This is a genomic window from Labrenzia sp. VG12, assembly GCF_002237595.1.
Lineage (GTDB): Bacteria > Pseudomonadota > Alphaproteobacteria > Rhizobiales > Stappiaceae > Roseibium.
Genome location: NZ_CP022529.1, coordinates 2545050 through 2564555 on the forward strand (window position 1 = coordinate 2545050; position 19506 = coordinate 2564555).

The following is a 19506-nucleotide window of genomic DNA, read 5'->3' on the forward strand; positions in this document are numbered from 1 at the left end:
CGTCTAAGGCCAATACGTCATTGAATTTGGTGAGGGGCTTGCCTGTGTTTCGTTCTCTTGTTTATGGCTGCGCCCTGTGCCTGGCCCTTGCTGCAAAGACCCACGCAGCCGATTGCAATCCGGCTGTCATCACCATTCAGTCCGGCAAGACGCCTGCCTATTCCGTTCCCGACCAGGCCGCACTTGCGGCGCAGACAGAAAAATATGGCGAACCGGTCCGACCGAACCAGGTCCTGGCCATCGACGCCAGTGACGGCAGCGGTTACTGGATCGACCGGTCGGCCATTGGCGACACGGTGTTTCTTCTGGACGGCGACACCAGCGCCTATCGGTATACCGGCCCGGACCATTGCGCCCCATCAGACCTTCCCATCGACCTCACCAAAAACGACGTGGCCCCACAAGACCAGAAAACCGATCGGCCAACACAGGCCGGCCCGCAGCCCCTGAGCGGCCAGTGGCAACTGCTCCAGGGACAGCCTCAAGTCGAAACCTGCCCCGACATGATGCGTGCCGCCATGCTGGGACCGGTCGGAGGCCCGCTGGAAGAGTTCAGCGCGCCCCGGCCCCTCTCCCTGACCCGGCCGTTTCATCCCGACCAGCTGGAAATGACCCGCAAGATGGGCGTCACCTGGAAAAGTGTCGGACCGGGCCACTGGCGGACACAAGCGCTTGAGACAGCCTTTTCGCAGCTGCCACAAAACGGGGGCAAGGGCTCGAACATGACCTGGGATCTGCACGTGCTGAGCCCGGACAGGATCCGTCATCACACCCGCCTCACGGTCGTCATCCCGCCGGAAGCTGCTGCCGCATTTGGCACCGATGTCTGTGTGGTCACGACCAGCAGCGACTGGGTGCGAACCGGGGCGTGAGACCACGCCTGCGCCTGCAGCACAGCCAACTTGCCTGATGTCACATGAGGACTAATCGATGATCAAACCAGCGTCCCTGTATCTGCTGACCGGATTGACGGCACTCGCCTTGCAAGCGCCGCTGGCCGCGGCGGAAACAGCCCCGCGAACCACACTCGTTCTGGACGCTTCCGGCTCCATGTGGGGTCAGATCGACGGAGTCGCCAAGATCACCATCGCCAAGGAGGTTGTCGGCGATCTCATCCGGCGCCTTCCCGACGAGATGGAAGTCGGACTGACGGTCTATGGTCACCGCCGCAAGGGCGACTGCAATGACATTGAGACTCTTTTTGCGCCCGCTGCCCATCAGAAATCTGACATCGTCTCCAGCGTCAACGGCATTTCGCCGAAAGGAAAGACACCACTCTCGGCCGCTGTCCTGAAAGCCGCCGAAGCCTTGAGATACACGGAAGAAAAAGCCAGCGTCATCCTGATCTCCGACGGCGAAGAGACCTGCAGTCTCGACCCTTGCGCGGTAGCGCGCGATCTGGAACAGGCGGGCATCGACTTTGCCGTTCACACGGTCGGCTTCGATGTCAGCGATGCGGAAACCCGGCGCCAGCTGCAATGCCTGGCGGCCGAAACCGGTGGCACGTTCCACAGCGCACATGACGCCGCAAGCCTCGCCAAGGCGCTGAACAGCATCGCGGAGGAAAAACCGGCTCCCGAGCGGGTGCATCTTGATGCGCCGGCCTCAGCACCTGCCGGTGCGCCCGTTTCCGTTGGCTGGGAAGGCCCGGCCAAGGAGGGCGACTTCCTGGCTTTCGTTGAACGGGACGGGAACGCGGACACCTTGCTCTCTTCCGCCGATCTGCGGGACGGCAGCCCCCTGTCGGTGCAGGCGCCGCCGGCGCCCGGACCGCACGATCTGATCTATGTCGATTATGCCACCGGCAGTGTTCTCGCGCGGGCCCCGATCGACATCCAGGACGTCGCAGCCAGCCTGTCTGCCCCTTCTGTTGCCAGCGCCGGCGGCCTCATCGAGATCAGCTGGCAGGGCCCGGCCGGTGGCGGCGACTACGTCACCATCGCCAAGGCGGGCGCCCCGCTGCCCGAATCCGGCTTTTATTTCGACGTTGCGGAAGGCAGCCCCGCGCAACTGCAAATGCCCTCCGCCCCCGGCGACTACGAGATCCGCTACATCACCAACACGGACCCAAGGGTCATTCTGGCCCATGTCCCGCTGACCGTCGAAGACGTCGACCTGACCCTGAAAGCCCCTGCAAGCGCCAAGGCGGGTACCTCCGTCAAGGTTCTGTGGAACGGAACGACAAACCCGAAGGATTACATTGCCTTCGCCCTGCCCGACGAACCCTTGCCACATATTCTGAGCATGGCGGAAACCGGAGAAGGCAACCCGCTCTCCGTGCCCGTGCCGGACACCCCTGGCGCCTATGAGCTGAGATATTTCTTTGCCGAAGGAGACAGGATCGTTCAGCGCATTCCGATCACAGTGGAATGACCGCGCGAACACCAGCGCCCTGATCGAAATCCGATGGTGATCTCATGACATTTCTGGCCCCCCTTCTTGCCGGCATCGGTCCAGCCGGAACCAGGATCGGCCGCCTGCTGCGCGCCGGTGTCGATGTCATCGGCAATGACCGCTTCCTGGTTCTTCCCTTTGTCCTTCTGTTCCTGGTCAAGGCCGGGCGCGCGGCGCTGCTCCTGACCCTGCTCTATCTGGGCTTCGTCACCAGAGACTGGGACACCGCCTTCCCGCTCATGCTGATTGCGCTGGCCTATGTCCCCTTCGAGGTGCTCTTGCAGACGTTTCTCCAGGCAGCCCTGTCGAAGATGACCTATGACACGCTTCGCAAGGGCCGGATCAGTCTGGCCGCAACAGGCGGGGCGCTCCTGCGCCAGGTCTTCACGCTGTTTTTCATCGGTCTGGTCAGCACACTCGTGCGCTATGTCTCGGACACCAAACAGAATGGCTTCTTCGGTTTTCTGCTCGCCCTCCTGCTCTTTGCCGTCCGGGAGGTCTGGGACCTGATTTCCAACTTTGGAATCGCCGTCATCATGGTCGAAAGAGCGTCGCTCGGAACCCTTGTCGACAGGCTGAAAGCCTTGCGCCAACACGTGCCGGAAACCCTGGTTGGTGTTATCGGGATCGATCTTGCAGGCAGTGTCGTCACCAGCCTTTTTGCGGGCGGCGTTGTGCTCGGGCTGTTCGGCGGCGGGGCGGCCGGCTACATCTTTGCCGATCAACTGCCCGGCTCCTTCCTGGCAAAGTTTGACGAAGTCGGGGTCAACACCTTGCCCACGCTGGCGATCCTGATGATCAGCTTCACCTTGAGCGCGCTGGTTCAAGCCGCCACAATCTGTGCCAAGAGCGTCTATTTCACGCTTCTTTATGTGATGGTCGTGCGCCCGGACGAACTCCCCGCCGACCGCAGGGCGCCTCTGGAGGGTGTTGTGGACGGCACGCCCTTCCCCGCATGACCGCATTCGCGTGACCGGATGCGGGCCGAACCAGCCCTCAGGCCGACAGCCCGCGCGTTCCGGTCTCATGCACCTCGATCAGGCTTGGCCCGCCCTTGGCTGCCATTATCTGAAGCGCCTCGGCAAGATCAGCGACATCTGCCAGCCGTCTGGAAGGCAGCCCGTAAGCGTCCGCGATTTTCAGAAAGTCCGGGGCGCTTGGCGTGACACCTTCCGGCTCGATGCCGCAGTCTTCCATATAGGTGCGGATCTCGCCGTATCCGTCGTTGTTCCAGACCAGGAAGATCACGTTGGCGCCGCAGTCCCTGGCAGAGCCGATCTCCGCGAGCACGAATTGCAGGCCGCCGTCGCCGGTGACACAGACCACCGGCGCGTCCGGGTCGCCGAGGCTGGCACCAATGGCCGCCGGGGGACCATAACCCAGCGCGCCGAAGCCGGTGGCCGCATTGAACCATCCGGAGGGCCTGCCCGCCTCGAAGTAAAGATTGCCGGAATAGATCGCCTGGGTGGAATCGCCGACGATCCGGCACCCCGGCAAGGCCTCGCGGATAATGTCCAGAACGGCGATCTCGGCACGCATTTTCGGAGATAGCCCGGCGAGCGCTGCCTCCCGGCAGGCCCTGGCCCGCTCCGCACCGCCGGCCTCAGCCCGATGATCGGCAAGCAGCGGCAGGAGATCCTCCAGAAGCTGGTCGACCGTCGACAGCACCTTCAGCGACGCCGCGGCGCCGCGGGTCAGCTGCTCCGGATCGATATCGACCCGCACCAGGCTGTCCAGATCCGGAAAGCCGCCATCGGCATACATGTCGTAATCGGTCTGTCCCATCTGCGTGCCGAGTGCAATCACCAGATCGGATCCGGCCAGAAAGTCCCGGACGGCGGCAAGCGACGGGCTGGCCGGCACCGACAAAGGATGCCCGGCCATCAGGCCGCGTGCGTTGACCGTGCTGACTACGGGCGCATCAAGCGTCTCGGCGAGGCTTTTGACAGCTACGGCCGCCGACACAGCGCCACCACCACACAGGATCGCCGGTCGTGACGCCTCCCGGCAAAGTTTTAGAAGCGCACGCACCTGATCGGCGGAGGCCCGTGGTCCGGTGGCCTGAACTGCCTGAAGAGGCCCAAGCGAAATCTGTTTGGCCATGACATCGGTCGGAATCTCGATATGCACCGGCCCCGGCCGGCATGATGTCAGGATGGCGAATGCCCGCTCCATCACGGCTGGAAGATCGCCCGGTTCCAGAAGCGTGTGCGACATCGGGGCGAGCGTTGAGATCATCGCCTGCTGATCGGGCAGCTCATGCAGCTTGCCGGTACCGTGCCCCAGACTGGCGCGCGCATTGACCCCGGAAATCACCAGCATTGGAATGGAATCCTGATAGGCCTGCGCCATCGGCGTGATAGTGTTGGTCAGTCCCGGTCCGGTGATCACCAGGGCAACGCCCGGCTTGCCGGTGACACGGGCATAGCCATCGGCCATGAACCCGGCGCCCTGTTCGTGGCGCGGCGTGATGTGCCGGATCTTCGAGGCCGCCAGCCCCCTGTAGAGTTCCACGGTATGGACACCTGGAATACCGAAAACGGTATCGACACCATTGGCTTCAAGAATATCGATCAGCGCCTCACCGACGGTCTTGGTCACGACGCCCATTTTTGGTCCCCTTCCCCGAGCGCATCGGCAAAGGCGGCGATCCGGTCCGTTGCTTCCGCCAGCACCTTGTCGTCAACGGTCAGCGACAGTCGGATGAAATCCGCGGCCTGGTCGCCGAAGGAGGCACCGGGCATCACCGCGACCTGCTTGTCCTCCAACAGGCGTTCTGCGAAGGCAGCACCGTCCAGTCCGGTGGCCCTGACGTCGATCAGGAGAAACATGCCGGCTTCCGGCCGCATCGGCCGCAGCATTGTGTGGCCCTTGAGGTGTTCCAGGATCAGATCGGCGCGGCGCTGGTAGTTCTCGCGCATCCGCGTTGCCGTATCGAACTCTCCCGACACCGCCATCGCGGTCATGTCGGCAATGAAGGGCTGCCCGCCAAAGAGCATGGTTTCCGAGACAGCCAGGAGCCGCGTGCAGAATTCTTCCGGGCCGACGGCCCAGCCGGACCGGAACCCCGGCGCCGCATGCGACTTGGAAATCGAGGAGACGACGATTGTGCGGTCCGCAAGCTCCGGCAGGTCGAAGGGAGAAACAAATGTGCCGCCGTCAAAGATGATCTTCTCGTAGACCTCATCGCAGACGATCCAGAGATCATGGCGCTTGCACACCTCGCCGATCGCAGCGATCTCGTCCCGTGTCAGCGTGGCGCCCGTCGGATTGTGCGGGGTGTTCATCAAAAGCACCCGGCAATCCGGCGTCACCGCCTGTTCCAGATCGTCCGCCTTCAGGTGAAAGCTGTTTTCGGGTCGAAGGGGCACCGGCACCATGCGCGCGCCGGAGGCGGCAATCACACCTTCATAGGTGGCATAGAGCGGGTCCCCGACGAGCACCGCGTCGCCCCCTTCCACAAGGCCCAGCATGACGGCAAAAAGGGCCGTCTGGGTTCCCGGAAAACAGAGGATATTCTCGTCGCTCACGTCCGCCCGCCGCTGGCGGTATTTCTCGCGCAGCGCCGCCACAACGCCCGGCTCGCCGCGGCCGTTGGAATAGCGGATCCGGCCCGCGCGCATGGACCGGTCAGCCTCATCCATCAGCGATTCGTCCGGCTGGATATCCGGTTCGCCGATGGTCAGTTCAATGACATCCTTGCCCGCCGCGATCATATCGCGGGCCTTCAGGTGCACTGTCCATTTACCCGAGCCCAAAGGGGCAAGACGATCGGTGATCGACGCGTAGCGCATGGTTGATCTCTCAGCTTGAGGGGGGCGTTTCATAAAGAGCAATGCCGCCCAGAAGGGCTTCGACGGAACGGATGGCAATGCCCGGAAGAGGCGTTTCGGAAAAAAGGTCACCGACCAGCGTGCCCTCCAGCCAGAGCCCGTCGATCACGCCGTTGATGGCAATGGCCAGTTCCTGGCACCGGCGTTTGTCCGCGGCTTGCCCGACTTCGACAAGCACGTCTCCGACGAGCTCCTCGAGGGCGGAGCGGAAGGCCAGGTAGCTTTCGCGGTGAATCTCCGCGAACGTGGGATCGACGCGCACGTGACTGATGAAAGCCGCCCAGAGCGACAGCTTGGCGGGATCAGCCACCGGTGGCGTCAGGTTGGCAACGATGAAATCATGGAGGCGCGCCCGGGCGGTCTGCTGCTGCGCATCGGCAGCTACAACCACAGCCGTGGTCATGCCGGTCATGACTTCCCGGTAGGCGTCCTGAAGCATTTGCTCCTTGCTGGAAAAGTAGTGCCGGATCAGGCCCGGCGTGACGCCGGCACGGGCTGCAACCTGGCGCACGGTCGCGCCCTTCAGGCCGCTTTCGGAGATGCATTCCAGCGTCGCCCGGATCAGGTCCTGGCGGCGCTCGGCTTCGCCGATACGGTGGAACGGCCGACGGCTCATGATCCGGCCCGAGCCACCTTTTGTCCCGCTTTCAGCACCATTCGATCTCCTCAAGACGGTCACCGGCCCGTTTCGAACCGCGTTGATTTTTTTCTTATTATACGGTTGAATAATTACGAGACAAGTGCAAAGCTGACAAGATCAACCGGGCGAAAGGCTGACATCGCACCGGCAAAAAAGACAGTGTCAGCAGGGAACAGTAACAACAGTTGCACCGGCCCCGGCCGGGCATTGGCGGTATGATGGAAGCTGCGGCGCCAGCCATTGAGGTGCGTGACCTCTTCAAACGTTTCGGCCCCCTGGAAGTTCTCAAGGGGGTCTCGCTGACCGCCCGCCAGGGCGACGTGATCGCCATCATCGGCGGCTCGGGTTCGGGCAAATCCACCTTTCTACGCTGCATCAACATGCTCGAGCTGCCCAGCGCCGGATCCGTGTCGGTCCATGGTGAGGCGATCGAACTCAGGGATGACGGCCACCACGGCCTCAGACCCGCCAACCGGCGTCAGATCGAGCGCATTCGCAGCCAGCTCGCCATGGTGTTTCAAAGCTTCAATCTCTGGCAGCACATGACGGTTCTGCAGAATGTGATCGAGGTTCCGGTGCATGTGCTCGGCATGAAGCGCGACGAGGCGGTCGCCATCGCCGAAAAGATCCTGCGCCGTGTCGGACTTCATGAAAAGCAGGACGCCTATCCGGCTTTTCTGTCCGGCGGCCAGCAACAGCGTGCGGCCATCGCCCGTGCGCTTGCGGTTCAGCCGCTTGCCATGCTGTTCGACGAACCGACCTCCGCACTCGATCCGGAACTCGTCGGTGAAGTCCTCAGCGTGATCGGGGACCTGGCCCGCGAACACCGCACCATGATCCTGGTCACCCATGAAATGAAATTCGCACGTGAAGTCGCCAGCCACGTCATCTTCCTGGACAGCGGCGTGATTGAGGAACAGGGCCCGCCGGAACAGGTCTTCGGCGACCCGAAATCGGAGCGCCTGAAAAAATTCATCAGCTTGGTGCACTGACGCGGGAGGCGACAGACCCGGACTGCAAGAACCAACGGAATTGCCCAGCATCTTGCAAGGCGCTGGGCCAGCGAGCCGGACAACCGGCACAAAGTCGACAAGACAGGGGAACAGCATGAAACAGATTGTCAAAGCAGCATTCATAGCAGCCGCCGTGACGGCCGCAGGCGTCACCGGCGCCATGGCCGACCAGGTCAAGGTCGGCGTTGCTGCCGAACCCTATCCGCCCTTCACCTCACCCGATGCCAGCGGCAAGTGGGTCGGCTGGGAAGTCGAGTTCATGGAAGCCATCTGCGCGGAAGCCAAGCTCGACTGCGTCATCACACCGGTTGCCTGGGACGGCATCATTCCGGCCCTGACATCGGAAAAGATCGACATGATCGTCGGCTCCATGTCGATCACCGAAGAGCGCCTGAAGACCATCGATTTCTCCGACAAGTACTACAACACCCCGACCGGCATCATCGGTGCCAAGGGCGATGATTTCGAGCCGACTCCGGAAGGTCTTTCCGGCAAGATCCTCGGCGTTCAGGTGTCCACCATTCACGCCGATTACGCCGACAAGTATTTCGCTGCAACCGCCGACGACATCAAGCAGTACCAGACCCAGGACGAAGTGAACCAGGATCTGGCCGCCGGCCGTCTCGACGCCGTCCAGGCCGATGCCATCGCGCTTGACGCCTTCCTGAAATCCGATGCCGGCGCCTGCTGCGAACTCAAGGGCAATGTTGCCGATGACCCGGCGATCCTCGGTGCCGGCGTTGGCGTCGGTCTGCGCAAGGGCGACACCGAGCTGAAGGACAAGGTCAACGCCGCCATCGCCGCCATTCGCGCCAATGGCGTCTACGAGGAATTCTCCAAGAAATACTTCGACTTCGACATCTACGGCGGCTGATCGCCCCCCGCTCACACCGCTCCGCGCCCTTTCGGGTGCGGAGCGGGCATCCTCACTTCAAGGGGCTGACCGCTGCCGATGGCTGCTGACACCGGTTTTCTCAATCTCGATCTGCTTGCCTTGTCGCCTCCCGGATGGGGCGGTGTCCTGCTGGCAGGCTTCGCGGCCTCGCTGCAGCTTGCCGTCGGCGGTTATGCGCTGGGCCTTCTCATCGGTATCGGCGGGGCCTTCGGCAAGCTTTACGGCGGGCCGATCCTGCGCGATCTGCTGGAGGTCTACACCACCGTCATCCGCGCCGTGCCCGAACTTGTCCTGATCCTTCTGCTTTATTACGCCGGCACAGACGCGGTGAACGCCCTTCTGGTGACAGTCGGACTGCCGCGCGTCGACATCAGCGGCCTGGCCGCGGGCATCTTCGTCATTGGCATCGTCCAGGGCGCCTATTCGACCGAAGTGCTGCGCGGTGCCATCAAGGCCGTGCCGCCGGGACAGATCGAGGCCGCGCGCGCTTACGGCATGTCGCCGTTCAAGACGCTGCGCCGCATCACCCTGCCCGCCATGCTGCCCTTCGCCATTCCGGGCCTTTCCAATCTCTGGCTGATTGCCACCAAGGACACGGCGCTTCTGGCCGTGGTCGGTTTCTCCGAACTCACCCTGGTGACGCGCCAGGCCGCCGGCAGCACCAAGGCCTACATGCTGTTCTATTGCACGGCGGGGCTGATGTATCTGACGCTCACGCTGGTCTCCAACCAGGTCATTGCGCGCATTGAAAAGCGTGCAAGACGCGGTATCGCGGGGCCGGCCTGACATGAGCGACACCAAAGTGACCATGCCCGCCTATGTGCCGCCACCGCCCCGCAGGCTGCTGGAGCCGCACCGGATCTTCCTGCTTGCTGTCTTTGCCGGCATTGTCTTCTGCATTGTCTGGTTCATGCGTTGGGACTGGCTGCCGAAATACCAGTGGAAGCTGATCGAGGGCATCGGTGAAACGCTGTTTCTGCTGTTCTCGACGGCCGCGGTCGGCTTTCTGCTCGCCCTGCCGATCGGCCTGGTCCAGGTCACCGGTCCGCGCCCGCTCGCCTGGCTGGCCCGCGGCTTTTGCACCCTGATCAGAGGCACCCCGCTCTTGCTGCAGCTCTGGCTGCTCTATTACGGGCTCGGGTCCGTCTTTGCCCAATATCCGGAAATCCGCCAGTCCGAGCTCTGGCCCTATCTGCGCCAGGCCTGGCCTTACGGCTTCACCGCCCTGATGCTTTCCTTTGCCGCCTATGAGGGCGAGGTGATGCGCGGGGCCTTTGCCGGCGTGCCGCGCGGTGAACTTGAAGCTGCCCGCGCCTTCGGCATGGGCCGGTTCACGATGTTCCGCCGCATCTGGCTGCCGCGAGCATTCTACCGCGCGCTGCCCACCTTGAGCGGCGAGACCGTGCTGCAGCTGAAATCGACCCCGCTGGTGGCCACCATTACCGTGGTTGATGTCTACGCGGTCATTTCCAGGGTCCGGCAGGATACCTATCTGACCTACGAACCATTGCTGCTGCTTGCGCTCATCTATATGTGTCTGACGGGAATCCTGGTTCTTTTCTTCCGGTTCCTGGAAAACCGTGTCCCCAGCCGGGGCGCTTAAGCCCGAGTGAAATCATGACCCTGCAGACGTCGAACATCATGCCGGACCTTGTCGCAACGCGGCGGCACCTGCATTCGATCCCCGAACTCGGTCTGTCCGAGTTCAAGACGTCCGAATTTGTTGCCGCCGAACTGACGGCTCTCGGCTATGACGTCACGCGCGGCCTTGCCAAAACCGGCATTGTCGCCACGCTGCGCAACGGCACATCGACCAAGAGCATCGGCATCCGTGCCGATTTCGATGCCCTGCCGATCCAGGAAGAAACCGGTGCCGACTACGCCAGCACCCATCCGGGCCTGATGCATGCCTGCGGCCATGACGGCCACACGGCCATGCTGCTCGGCGCGGCAAGACTGCTCGCCGAACGCCGGCAGTTTGACGGCACGGTCCATCTGATCTTCCAGCCCGCGGAGGAAAACTTCGGCGGCGCCCGCCTGATGATGGAGGACGGCCTCTTCGAGCGCTTTCCCTGTGACGCCGTCTTCGGTCTGCACAACGAGCCGTCTCTGCCTTTCGGTCATTTTGCCTTTCTGGAAGGCCCGATGATGGCGGCGGCCGACGAATGCAAGATCACCGTTGTCGGTCAGGGTGGTCATGGCGCGGAACCGCATGCCGCCGCCGACCCGATCGTCTGCGGCGCCAGCATCATCATGGCATTGCAGACCATCGCCTCGCGCAACATTCACGCGCTGCAGTCCTCCGTGATCACGGTCGGTGCCTTCAACAGCGGCGTTGCCAGCAATGTCATCCCGGAGCGGGCCGAAATGAACCTCACGGTGCGCGCACTTGAAAACAACGTGCGCGATGAACTGGAACACCGCATTCGCCTGATTGCGGAGGGGCAGGCCGCCAGCTACGGCATGCGCGCCGAGATCGATTACGAGCGCGGCTACCCGCCGATGGTAAACCACAAGTCCGAGACCGACTATGTCCGCGCCTTTGCAAGGCGGTTTGCAGGCGACGACAAGGTCTCCGACCTTCCACGCCCCTTCATGGGCAGCGAGGATTTCGCATACTTTCTGGAAGAGCGACCCGGCACCTATTTCATGCTCGGCACGGCCAAGACAGGCAACGACCCGGCGCTGCACAATCCCAAATACGATTTCAACGACGACATCCTGCCGGTCGGAGCAACGTTCTGGACGGAACTGGCCGAAGACTTTCTGAAGGGCGCGTAGTGCAGCTTTCAAAACACAAGTCGCATTCCAACAGAAACGAGCCACCTCCTTCGTGCCCTTGAAAAAGTTCGCGCCTGAAATGGCAGCCACGTCTGCCACACCATCAGGTGAACTTGGTGCGATCAGCGGACTCACGTCACATTGAAAAGTAGGGTTCCACAACTAATTTGAGACCAGGCAAGAATTCAGCTCAGGATACATCGACGACTCAAAGCTACATGGATATGTTTGATCCACTTGGCGACACCTAAGAACAAGTCTTTTTTCTTTTTTGCCAATTTATTACTGGAGCAGTCGTTTGAGTTATCAGAAGTTTTTTGCAATCCTGAAAAACGCCACGCATACCCCCCCAAGTTCGCAAGATCGAATATTTTTGCAGCTAAACGCGGCAAAAATGCTCAATCACTACGCTGAATTGGGAACGACGCAGAAGAAACAACTGGTCCAAATACTTATAACCTTTACAAAAACAAACATCTTGCAGACACGCGTCTTTTTGCGGTCGCTGCTCTTCCATATGACGGGCGACAACAATTATCTAAAGAGCGCAATCGAAGACTACGTCAAAGTTGAACCAGGCTACGTTGAATGCATCAACGATTACTTTGCGCTTAGCAATCTCACTTTTCTCCTCCCAGATTTGAAGCACGAAGAAGTCATAACCCCGGACATGCTTCGGGAGATTTATCGAAAGGCCGTGAAAGGAATAAAAGAACGCTTTCCTTCGCAAAAACCGTTTCAATCCAATCCGTCGCGCATTGTCGTCATGCTCGATCAGCTTCTGGGCCAGAAGCACGCGCCCTCAAATCGGGCCATTAAATTCACCCAAATATTGCAGGATGACTTTCAGAAAGAAGTATTGCTGATAAACACTTGCATGTTTTCACAGTTGAGTTCTGGCCATGTTACGCGCAAAAACACACCAACTGTTTCGAAGTCACTTTCAAAAACAAGGCATGTGGTTGTCGACGGGTCCCGGATCAACCTGTTTCAGCCCGATCCTCCAACTCTGAGCGATGAGTCCGTACAGGCGGTTCTGAACACGATTGCAGAGTTCGGCCCGTCAGGCATTCTTGTTGTCGGAAACCAATGCGCGATTGCGGAGGTCTTTGCCAAAGACTGCTTCACTTTGTGCAGTCCGTTGAACAATGACGTTGTTCCCGAGTGTCTCGAGGTCAGCTACCATTCGCATACGAGTGGCGCCGGAGGCGAAGAACAAACAGGTGGGCCTGAAGAGGAAGAATCGAGGCACCTGCCCCTGTTTCAGTTTGAGGGACCTTATGACTCTCCTGAGCAATCAGCTCCCGTTTCGCGCCAGGAACTGAAGCTGCCGGAAAATCGACCCGTCATTGTCATCGTTGGATATCGTCTTGGATTTGAAATCGACGAAGACTTTCTGACAATGCTGGAGGATATCGTCTCGCAGAGTAACGCCTTTGTCTATTTCCTCGGAGGATACGCAGACTACGGCTATCTGGAAAGCGCGCGCCCCCTTCTTGCTCAAAACTCGGAACACTGCGAATTCCAGCCTGACATCATGTCAGTCTACGAACATTGTGATCTATATTTGGCGCCGACCAGGATTGGCGGCGGAAGCTCCGCCGTTTACGCCATGACTGCAGGTCTTCCGGTCCTGTCCGTCTCTTATGGTGACATTCAGATAACCACGCAGCACTTTCCGAATTTGAAGAACTACAAGGAGGTCGGCGAAGCGGCCCTGCAGATCCTGTCATGCCCGGACAAGATGAGCGAATACAAGGATTTTGCACACGAGGGAGCAAAGGCCGTAAAGGACAGCAAGGCACTTATGGCGGAATTCCTGAAACATCTGGATCAATTCAACGAAGCCAGGGCCGAGGCGCTCGTTTAGACACCAGAAGCCGGCCTGATCTGATATTACCGGAACCTGATCCGGAATTTCCTGACCGGCAGAAAGTCCATTTGCCCGTCGGGTGTGACCAGGGAGGCTTTCTCAATGCGCAACAGCCCTGTGCCACACAACACTGTCGGACGGCCGTCTTCCACAAACAGTACCTTGCCCGGATGCCGCAACTCGCATGCAACATCGGCAACCTCGACGGCCTCTTCGATAACGACTTCTTCGCCGGTGGAAGTCATGCTTCTGGCGCCGGCATAGGGTGAACCGACAGCATCGATCATCCGTTTGATATCCGAAGCGGACTGCCTCCAGTCGACAAAGTAATCTTCCCTGTCGCGCCAGACAGAATAACTGGCCTCGGCCTCGTTCTGCGGCTGGCCGACCAGTGGTTGCGACGAGGAAATTTGCCGGACGATTTCTTCGGCCAGTTCCGCATAATTCCTGTTGTTGATCTGAATGGCGTCAGCAATCTTGATCGGGTAGGCAATTTCGCTGTGCCGCTGCGCGATGATATCGCCGCGGTCATAGTCCTGCGCCCCAAAAACAGCAGAAACGCCTATTCTGCTTTCGCCATTGATCAACATGTTCACCAGCGGAGAAAAGCCTCGATACTTTGGCAGCAACGAGTCGTGAAAGATGATCAACCTTTGACCCGGATGCACAATCATCCACCGCCAGGAAACCGCCATAACAAAGGTATTCTCATCGACACTGGGAGCTTTCTCCCGCGCAAAACACCTTATCCTTGCGGTCGCGCAACGCGCCTCGATGTCGTCACCATGGTCCTTCTCAAGGTTTGCATCCCGGCCCACTACCACGTGGGACACGAGCGAAGGGTCCACCGACAGAATGCGCTCAAAAACTTCAAGCCCTTTTTCAGTCATCAGGTAGAGCGCGATTTTTGCCATTTCGGATCCCATCTGCTGCAATGAATCAACGCAAAAATACAAGCACTTACAAATCGTTCTGGCCAGGTGGCACGATGGAACCGAAGGCTCGGCCCGACAACGCGGCCCGACCAAACGCGCTTGACGTTATTCTCATTTGACCAACCACAGAAAAGCGCCCTTCAGCGAGGCCCTGATTGATGTGGACAAACAGAAAACGCAATTGAGTCCGACTGAACACCACTACCTGACAGTGCATAATTGTTTGATTCTAGATCAACGCAAAAGACTTTTAGATGAACATAGCATTCAACAAGCCATTTTTGACCGGCAAGGAAATGCACAATGTTGCAGAGGCCGTTTTGTCAGGAAAAACTTCCGGAGATGGGAAGTACGGGAAAAAAAGCCAAAGAATACTTGAAGAGATGATCGGCTTTGACTGCCGCGTCCTGCTGACAACCTCCTGTACGGCAGCCCTCGAGATCGCCGCTCTTTTGCTTGATATCAAGGAAGGAGATGAAGTCATCATGCCTTCCTATACATTTGTATCGACGGCAAATGCCTTCTGTCTCCGTGGCGCCACACCCGTTTTTGTAGACATTCACCCGGCGACGATGAATCTTGACCTGGAAGGCGTCAGAAACGCGATCTCCCCCAGAACCAGGGCAATAGTGCCGGTTCACTACGCCGGCATGAGTTGCGACATGGACCAGCTCATGGCCCTGGCGGAAGAGAACAGCATTCCTGTCGTGGAGGATGCCGCACAGGCAATCAGGTCCAGCTACAAGGGGCGGCCACTCGGAAGCTTCGGCGCAATGTCGACCTTCAGTTTCCATGAAACCAAGAACATCAGCTGTGGCGAGGGCGGCGCCCTGGTCATCAACAACAAGGACCACTTCGAACGCGCTGAAATCATTCGCGAAAAGGGAACGAACCGGGCCAATTTCATCCGGGGTAGCGTCGACAAGTATACTTGGGTGGAGATTGGATCGTCCTACGTCATGTCCGACCTGCTGGCAGCTTGCCTGGCAGCCCAGCTTGAGGAGATCGATCAGGTCCAAAACGCCCGTATGAACGCCTTTGATATTTACATGAATGCGTTGCAGCCCCTGGCGCAAAGGGGCGTCTTTCGACTTCCCGCGACACCGGCATATAACGAGGGCAACGCGCATATGGTTTACCTGATCGTGGAAGATCGTGGGACACGGGATGCGCTTATCGAACACCTTGGCCACCGAGGCATAAAGGCAGCCTTCCACTATGTGCCACTGCATTCGAGCCCGGTTGGAAAGCGCTACGGTTACGGGGAAGGCGATCTCCCGAACACCGAGGACCTTGCCGGCCGTCTGATCCGCCTCCCCATGCACGCATCGCTCACGGAAGCAGAGATTCACTGCGTGATCGAGGAGATTTCAGCGTTTTACGAGCAGGCAAGGACAGAAGCCCACAGGACTGCAACACCTCTCGCCTCCTGACGGACCTCGTCAGTCACGCCAGGAAGATACGCCCGGTTTAGCAGTGCCTCCGCGCGTCTCATTGAGATCTCCGTCACCACAAGCTCGAGCTTAGGAAACAGAATGAAAGTCATGGAAGCAAACAGGACCGCGATCTATTCGATCTTGGCCCGCATCTTCGGACAACTGGGCGTCAGACCGTCTATCGCGGAAGTTGGCGTCCTGAGCGGAAACAACGCAAAGATCCTGTTCGATGCATTCAATCCGGAAAAAATGTTCCTGATCGATGCCTGGTCTGCTGAAGTGTGTTTCACCGAGTACCAGCTCATTAACGCACACCGGAAATGGGTGGACCATCCTTCCGAATACGCCGCCTATTTTGGCGGTCCCGTTGAAGAGCAATCAACTTTCGACGCCCTTCTTGAAGAAGCAAGGTCCAAATTCTCAGACAAGCCAAATGTCGAGTTCCTCAGGTCGAACAGCCTCGACGGTTTCAACGAACTAAAGAATAAGGGAATAAAAGACTTTCATCTGATTTACGTTGACGCCAACCATCACTATGAAAAAGTTCTGGATGACCTGATGTATTACTCAGAGCTTCTGCATCCCGAACTGGGGTGTCTCCAGCTGAACGATTGCTGTCATTCCGAGGCGGGTGTGAAACAGAACCTGGGTGTTCTGGAAGCGGCGAACAAGTTCTGCAAGATGAAGGATTTTGTTCCGGTGCTTGCGATCAACCGGAATTTCACCGACGTGTTGCTGGCGCCGCGCAAGTCGCCGATGGTGAACAATATCAGCATCGTGGTGGAATCGAACAATATCGTATTCGTCGAAGTTCCGAACGAGCTCTTCGCCAATATGAGCGTGAAGGTCGGCAAGCGGCCAAACATTTCATTCATGTAAGCACCGGGTTGCCGCGCGTCCTCCCGGGAGCGCCCAATGGCCAGGTCACCGGCTATGCATAGGCCCGCTGCTGGATTGTCTGCATCGCCACCGGTGTCAGTGCGCCGTCCTCGTCCGTGAGATAGAGCGGCTCGAAGTCCCGGGCGTATTTGGCATCGAGCCTTTGCGCCGGCCTGTAGGTGACACTCAACGGGTCGGTCATGGAACAGAAGGTCCGGCGCGGCTCGCTCCAGGTCTGCCGCATCTGTCTTGGATTGCCGAGCCTGAAGCCGGCGCAATAGCGCGCGATCGGTCCGATCATGCTGATCAGGGTCTGCTCCAGGTCAAAGGATTGCCGGCGGGACCAGGCGTGGCTCACCGCGTGACGCGTGATGGCCAGTTTGCGGCCACGGAACTGCAACAAGCCAGAAAGATAGGCAACCACCTCTTCCAGCGGTTCCTTCGGCCATTCGACAAGCTTCTGGCCATCCAGATCGCTCAATCTCAAATTCGGCATCAAGCGTCCGGCGCTTGCAACTTCCGCAAAATGTGGAGTGCCCAGGATCGGTATGGTCAGTGACAACAGCGCCGGGAACGGTGTTTCGGTGCTGGCAAGCAGCGCCTCGATCTGGCTGTCGACCTCTTCGATCGTCTGCTTTCCGAAGTCCAGCATCATGCCGTAGTCGAACAGGATGCCGTGTTCGGCGCAAAGCCTGCCCAATGTCAGAGGGTCCGAAGAAAGGCTGTGCTTCTTGTTGTAGGTTTTCAGAACTTCCGGATCGAGCGATTCCACGCCGGAGAAAAGCGCCTTGCAGCCATTGGCCGCAACCTTGGCCAGATTGTCCGGGTTCTTGAAAAAGTCGCCGGTGACAAGGGCGCCCCAGCCCTTGAAGTCGCCGCGGCGCCAGCGTTCGCCAAGCACGGCGACCCTGCGTTCGAAATCAGACCGGTTGTTGCCGTAGAAATTGTTGTCCAGCACCATCAGCATCATGAACCGCCCCTGGGCATCGAGCTGCTGGTTGATCTCCTCCGTCGAATAGGCCTGATAGGCCCGCCCCTCGCCGGTCAGGGAGCAGAAGGCGCATCTGAAATTGCAGTTACGGGTCGTTTCCACAAAGCCGAGGCCGTAGGACCAGCCGGCCAGATCGAACCGGGGCACTGGGTGAGCCGAAAGACAATCAGTGCCGAGCTCTGCCTCGATCAGGTCGTCGAACGCTTCCACATCGCCGTCCAGAACATGATCGAAGACCTCTCCGCACAAGTCCGGCAAGGCGCGCGCGATGGGGCCACCGATGACCACACCCACAGCCGGGTTGGCAGACCGGAAATAGGCGGAGAGCTGCCGCGCCCGGTCAAAGGCGGCCGTCAGACCCGTAAAGACGACCAGATCCGGCCAGGCAAACAGCTTGGGATCCAGCAGGGCGCCGTGATGCACTTCGTCATAGACCCGCACATCGACCGCGTCGCGGCTCAGCCGGCCGGCCAGATAATAGGGGGCCATCGCCCGGGGAATGAACAGGCGCATGGGCGCCGCCGACCGCCACGGATCGACATAGGCGTTGACGATCAACACCTTCGGGACCCTGCTGGATGTGACTGTCATTCCGGTCAATTCGCTCCGCCTTAAACCTGATCCAGTCCGGCGAAGATGCCCAGAATGAAGATCGCATAAACACCGATGATCGCATGCGAAAGGATCGGCGTCACGACACTGCCAGAGCGCATGAACAGCCATCCCCAGAGAATGGAGGGCGCAATCACGGCAAGAGACACGATCGGATTGAGATGCGCGTGCAGAACCGCAAAAAGCAGCGTCGATACCAGATTGGCGATCCATCCAGCCTGTCTGACAACCCCTGTCAGGAAACTCTGCAGCGGTGCCTGGATGGCGCAGCGGATCGCGAATTGCTGAAACAGCACCGAGATCAGATAGATGGCAAGCGCCGCCAGATAAAGTCCGGTGCTGTGAACCCGGGTGCCATCGTCAAGGACGAGAAAGCTGAACAGACGCGGCTGGATCTCTGTGGGATAGACCTGAAAGGCGATCAGCAGAAACTTTCCGACCGTCATGAGCCCGCAGAAGCCGAGCGACCAGACGATGCTTTCGATCACGTAGCGTCGCTCCGGGCGCAGGTTCAGGACAAGTGTCCGCGCCCCGGGCGAGGCCCATCTGTCGAGGAAAAAGGCGATCACGACGAGCGTCAGAAGCGCAATCACCGGTCCCAGATCATAGACCTGGGCCTGCGCCAGTTTCTGGATCGGTTCCAGAAGCAGGGTGAACACGGAAAAGATCGTCAGAACGGCCACGATAAAGCGCCCGGTCGCCGCCCGTTCGCGCTCGCGCTCCGCGGTCCGGGTCAGAAGCTCGACCCGCTCGCTTTCATCGGCCAGCATGACCAGGACACCAATGCGTTCCTCGGACCCTTTCCGATGGAGCAGCACCGCCCGGACACTCAGGTGAAGCACCCCATGCGCCCGCTTCAGGCTGATCGTGGCCACATGCTCCTTGTCCGGCTGTCGCACGGCTTCCAGAACGCAATCGGTAAAGGCATCCAGGTCTTCCAGCGGCAGAAACACCTCGGCGACGGTCAGTCCGACAACATCTTCGGCCTTCAAGCCGAAAATGGCTTCGGCACCCGGGTTGAAGGAGGTCAGCTTGCCGTGTGGATCAATGGTCAGGATGCCGTCACGCGACGACGCGACAATGTCCTCCGTCATTGCGGAAGGGAGGGCTGACACGCTGTTCGTATCAGTCACGGCGCGCACCGCTTCCGTGGACATGAGGGAGGAGAGAACAATGAATTGACATGTGACAGCGGCAAGATCGACCTTGTTAAGTGCATTCTAA

The 19506-nt window shown here is 59.6% G+C and carries 17 protein-coding genes; 11 read left to right on the forward strand and 6 right to left on the reverse strand.

The genetic code is table 11. The features are described from left to right. Positions 1-44 precede the first annotated feature (44 nt). The 3 genes from CHH27_RS11885 to CHH27_RS11895 are packed head-to-tail and all read left to right on the forward strand — an operon-like array spanning position 45 to position 3353. Positions 45-872: a hypothetical protein gene (locus CHH27_RS11885; protein ID WP_094071777.1), complete on the forward strand. Its 828-nt coding sequence runs from the start codon at positions 45-47 to the stop codon at positions 870-872. 58 nt (positions 873-930) lie between these two features. Further along, positions 931-2373, forward strand: a complete 1443-nt coding sequence (locus tag CHH27_RS11890) for a VWA domain-containing protein (protein WP_094071778.1) — start codon at positions 931-933, stop codon at positions 2371-2373. 44 nt (positions 2374-2417) lie between these two features. Further along, positions 2418-3353, forward strand: coding sequence for a hypothetical protein (locus CHH27_RS11895; RefSeq protein WP_094071779.1), 936 nt, complete (start codon positions 2418-2420; stop codon positions 3351-3353). A 37-nt stretch (positions 3354-3390) separates the two neighbouring features. Here CHH27_RS11895 and CHH27_RS11900 read toward each other — a convergent pair whose 3' ends face one another. From CHH27_RS11900 to CHH27_RS11910, 3 genes are read right to left on the reverse strand one after another with little or no spacing between them, the layout of a single operon-like run. Continuing rightward, positions 3391-5004, reverse strand: coding sequence for a 5-guanidino-2-oxopentanoate decarboxylase (locus CHH27_RS11900; RefSeq protein ID WP_094071780.1), 1614 nt, complete (start codon positions 5002-5004; stop codon positions 3391-3393). After that, entirely contained in the window at positions 4992-6188 is a 1197-nt protein-coding gene (locus CHH27_RS11905; RefSeq protein ID WP_094071781.1) for a pyridoxal phosphate-dependent aminotransferase, read from the reverse strand. Before CHH27_RS11905 ends, CHH27_RS11900 begins: the two co-directional genes overlap by 13 nt. 10 nt (positions 6189-6198) lie before the next feature. Next, positions 6199-6843 carry a TetR family transcriptional regulator C-terminal domain-containing protein gene (locus tag CHH27_RS11910; protein WP_094071782.1) on the reverse strand — a complete coding sequence of 215 codons (645 nt, stop codon included), beginning with the start codon at positions 6841-6843 and terminating at the stop codon, positions 6199-6201. A gap of 242 nt (positions 6844-7085) precedes the next feature. Between CHH27_RS11910 and CHH27_RS11915 the strand changes: the two genes are divergently transcribed. The 6 genes from CHH27_RS11915 to CHH27_RS27670 all read left to right on the forward strand — a co-directional run bounded on the left by CHH27_RS11915 (position 7086) and on the right by CHH27_RS27670 (position 13426). After that, positions 7086-7859, forward strand: a complete 774-nt coding sequence (locus tag CHH27_RS11915) for an ABC transporter ATP-binding protein (RefSeq protein ID WP_094074695.1) — start codon at positions 7086-7088, stop codon at positions 7857-7859. Positions 7860-7974: 115 nt separating this feature from the next. Then, entirely contained in the window at positions 7975-8754 is a 780-nt protein-coding gene (locus CHH27_RS11920) for a transporter substrate-binding domain-containing protein (RefSeq protein WP_094071783.1), read from the forward strand. A gap of 78 nt (positions 8755-8832) precedes the next feature. Further along, entirely contained in the window at positions 8833-9561 is a 729-nt protein-coding gene (locus tag CHH27_RS11925) for an ABC transporter permease (protein WP_094071784.1), read from the forward strand. Between the two features lies 1 nt (position 9562). Then, a complete protein-coding gene (locus CHH27_RS11930; RefSeq protein WP_094071785.1) occupies positions 9563-10378 on the forward strand; it encodes an ABC transporter permease in 816 nt (271 codons plus the stop codon). 14 nt (positions 10379-10392) lie between these two features. Next, complete coding sequence (locus CHH27_RS11935) at positions 10393-11556, forward strand: M20 aminoacylase family protein (RefSeq protein ID WP_094071786.1); 1164 nt, start codon at positions 10393-10395, stop codon at positions 11554-11556. 298 nt (positions 11557-11854) lie between these two features. After that, positions 11855-13426 carry a hypothetical protein gene (locus tag CHH27_RS27670; RefSeq protein WP_157738882.1) on the forward strand — a complete coding sequence of 524 codons (1572 nt, stop codon included), beginning with the start codon at positions 11855-11857 and terminating at the stop codon, positions 13424-13426. 26 nt (positions 13427-13452) lie between these two features. Here the strand turns inward: CHH27_RS27670 and CHH27_RS11950 are convergent, their stop codons facing one another. Further along, on the reverse strand, positions 13453-14343 hold the full coding sequence (locus CHH27_RS11950; protein WP_198338406.1) for a formyltransferase family protein: 891 nt from the start codon (positions 14341-14343) through the stop codon (positions 13453-13455). Between the two features lie 275 nt (positions 14344-14618). Here CHH27_RS11950 and rffA point away from each other — a divergent pair, with 275 nt between their 5' ends. Continuing rightward, on the forward strand, positions 14619-15797 hold the full coding sequence (gene rffA, locus CHH27_RS11955) for a dTDP-4-amino-4,6-dideoxygalactose transaminase (protein WP_094071790.1): 1179 nt from the start codon (positions 14619-14621) through the stop codon (positions 15795-15797). Between the two features lie 102 nt (positions 15798-15899). After that, complete coding sequence (locus tag CHH27_RS11960) at positions 15900-16679, forward strand: class I SAM-dependent methyltransferase (protein ID WP_094071791.1); 780 nt, start codon at positions 15900-15902, stop codon at positions 16677-16679. A 52-nt stretch (positions 16680-16731) separates the two neighbouring features. On the opposite strand, the gene CHH27_RS11965 is transcribed toward CHH27_RS11960, so the two are convergent. Both CHH27_RS11965 and CHH27_RS11970 read right to left on the reverse strand, forming a co-directional pair. Continuing rightward, positions 16732-18261 carry a radical SAM protein gene (locus tag CHH27_RS11965; RefSeq protein ID WP_094071792.1) on the reverse strand — a complete coding sequence of 510 codons (1530 nt, stop codon included), beginning with the start codon at positions 18259-18261 and terminating at the stop codon, positions 16732-16734. 20 nt (positions 18262-18281) lie between these two features. After that, on the reverse strand, positions 18282-19415 hold the full coding sequence (locus CHH27_RS11970) for a CPBP family intramembrane glutamic endopeptidase (RefSeq protein ID WP_208988834.1): 1134 nt from the start codon (positions 19413-19415) through the stop codon (positions 18282-18284). Positions 19416-19506 lie beyond the last annotated feature (91 nt).

Excerpts from the sequence above, each read along its gene's own strand:
- CHH27_RS11905 (WP_094071781.1), bottom strand. The coding sequence starts at position 6,188 with ATGCGCTACGCGTCGATCACCGATCGTCTTGCCCCTTTGGGCTCGGGT.
- CHH27_RS11930 (WP_094071785.1), top strand. The coding sequence starts at position 9,563 with ATGAGCGACACCAAAGTGACCATGCCCGCCTATGTGCCGCCACCGCCC.
- CHH27_RS11900 (WP_094071780.1), bottom strand. The coding sequence starts at position 5,004 with ATGGGCGTCGTGACCAAGACCGTCGGTGAGGCGCTGATCGATATTCTT.
- CHH27_RS11895 (WP_094071779.1), top strand. The coding sequence starts at position 2,418 with ATGACATTTCTGGCCCCCCTTCTTGCCGGCATCGGTCCAGCCGGAACC.
- CHH27_RS11965 (WP_094071792.1), bottom strand. The coding sequence starts at position 18,261 with ATGACAGTCACATCCAGCAGGGTCCCGAAGGTGTTGATCGTCAACGCC.
- CHH27_RS11910 (WP_094071782.1), bottom strand. The coding sequence starts at position 6,843 with ATGAGCCGTCGGCCGTTCCACCGTATCGGCGAAGCCGAGCGCCGCCAG.
- CHH27_RS11920 (WP_094071783.1), top strand. The coding sequence starts at position 7,975 with ATGAAACAGATTGTCAAAGCAGCATTCATAGCAGCCGCCGTGACGGCC.
- CHH27_RS11960 (WP_094071791.1), top strand. The coding sequence starts at position 15,900 with ATGAAAGTCATGGAAGCAAACAGGACCGCGATCTATTCGATCTTGGCC.
- CHH27_RS11935 (WP_094071786.1), top strand. The coding sequence starts at position 10,393 with ATGACCCTGCAGACGTCGAACATCATGCCGGACCTTGTCGCAACGCGG.
- CHH27_RS11950 (WP_198338406.1), bottom strand. The coding sequence starts at position 14,343 with ATGGCAAAAATCGCGCTCTACCTGATGACTGAAAAAGGGCTTGAAGTT.
- CHH27_RS11925 (WP_094071784.1), top strand. The coding sequence starts at position 8,833 with ATGGCTGCTGACACCGGTTTTCTCAATCTCGATCTGCTTGCCTTGTCG.
- CHH27_RS11915 (WP_094074695.1), top strand. The coding sequence starts at position 7,086 with ATGGAAGCTGCGGCGCCAGCCATTGAGGTGCGTGACCTCTTCAAACGT.
- rffA (WP_094071790.1), top strand. The coding sequence starts at position 14,619 with ATGAACATAGCATTCAACAAGCCATTTTTGACCGGCAAGGAAATGCAC.
- CHH27_RS11890 (WP_094071778.1), top strand. The coding sequence starts at position 931 with ATGATCAAACCAGCGTCCCTGTATCTGCTGACCGGATTGACGGCACTC.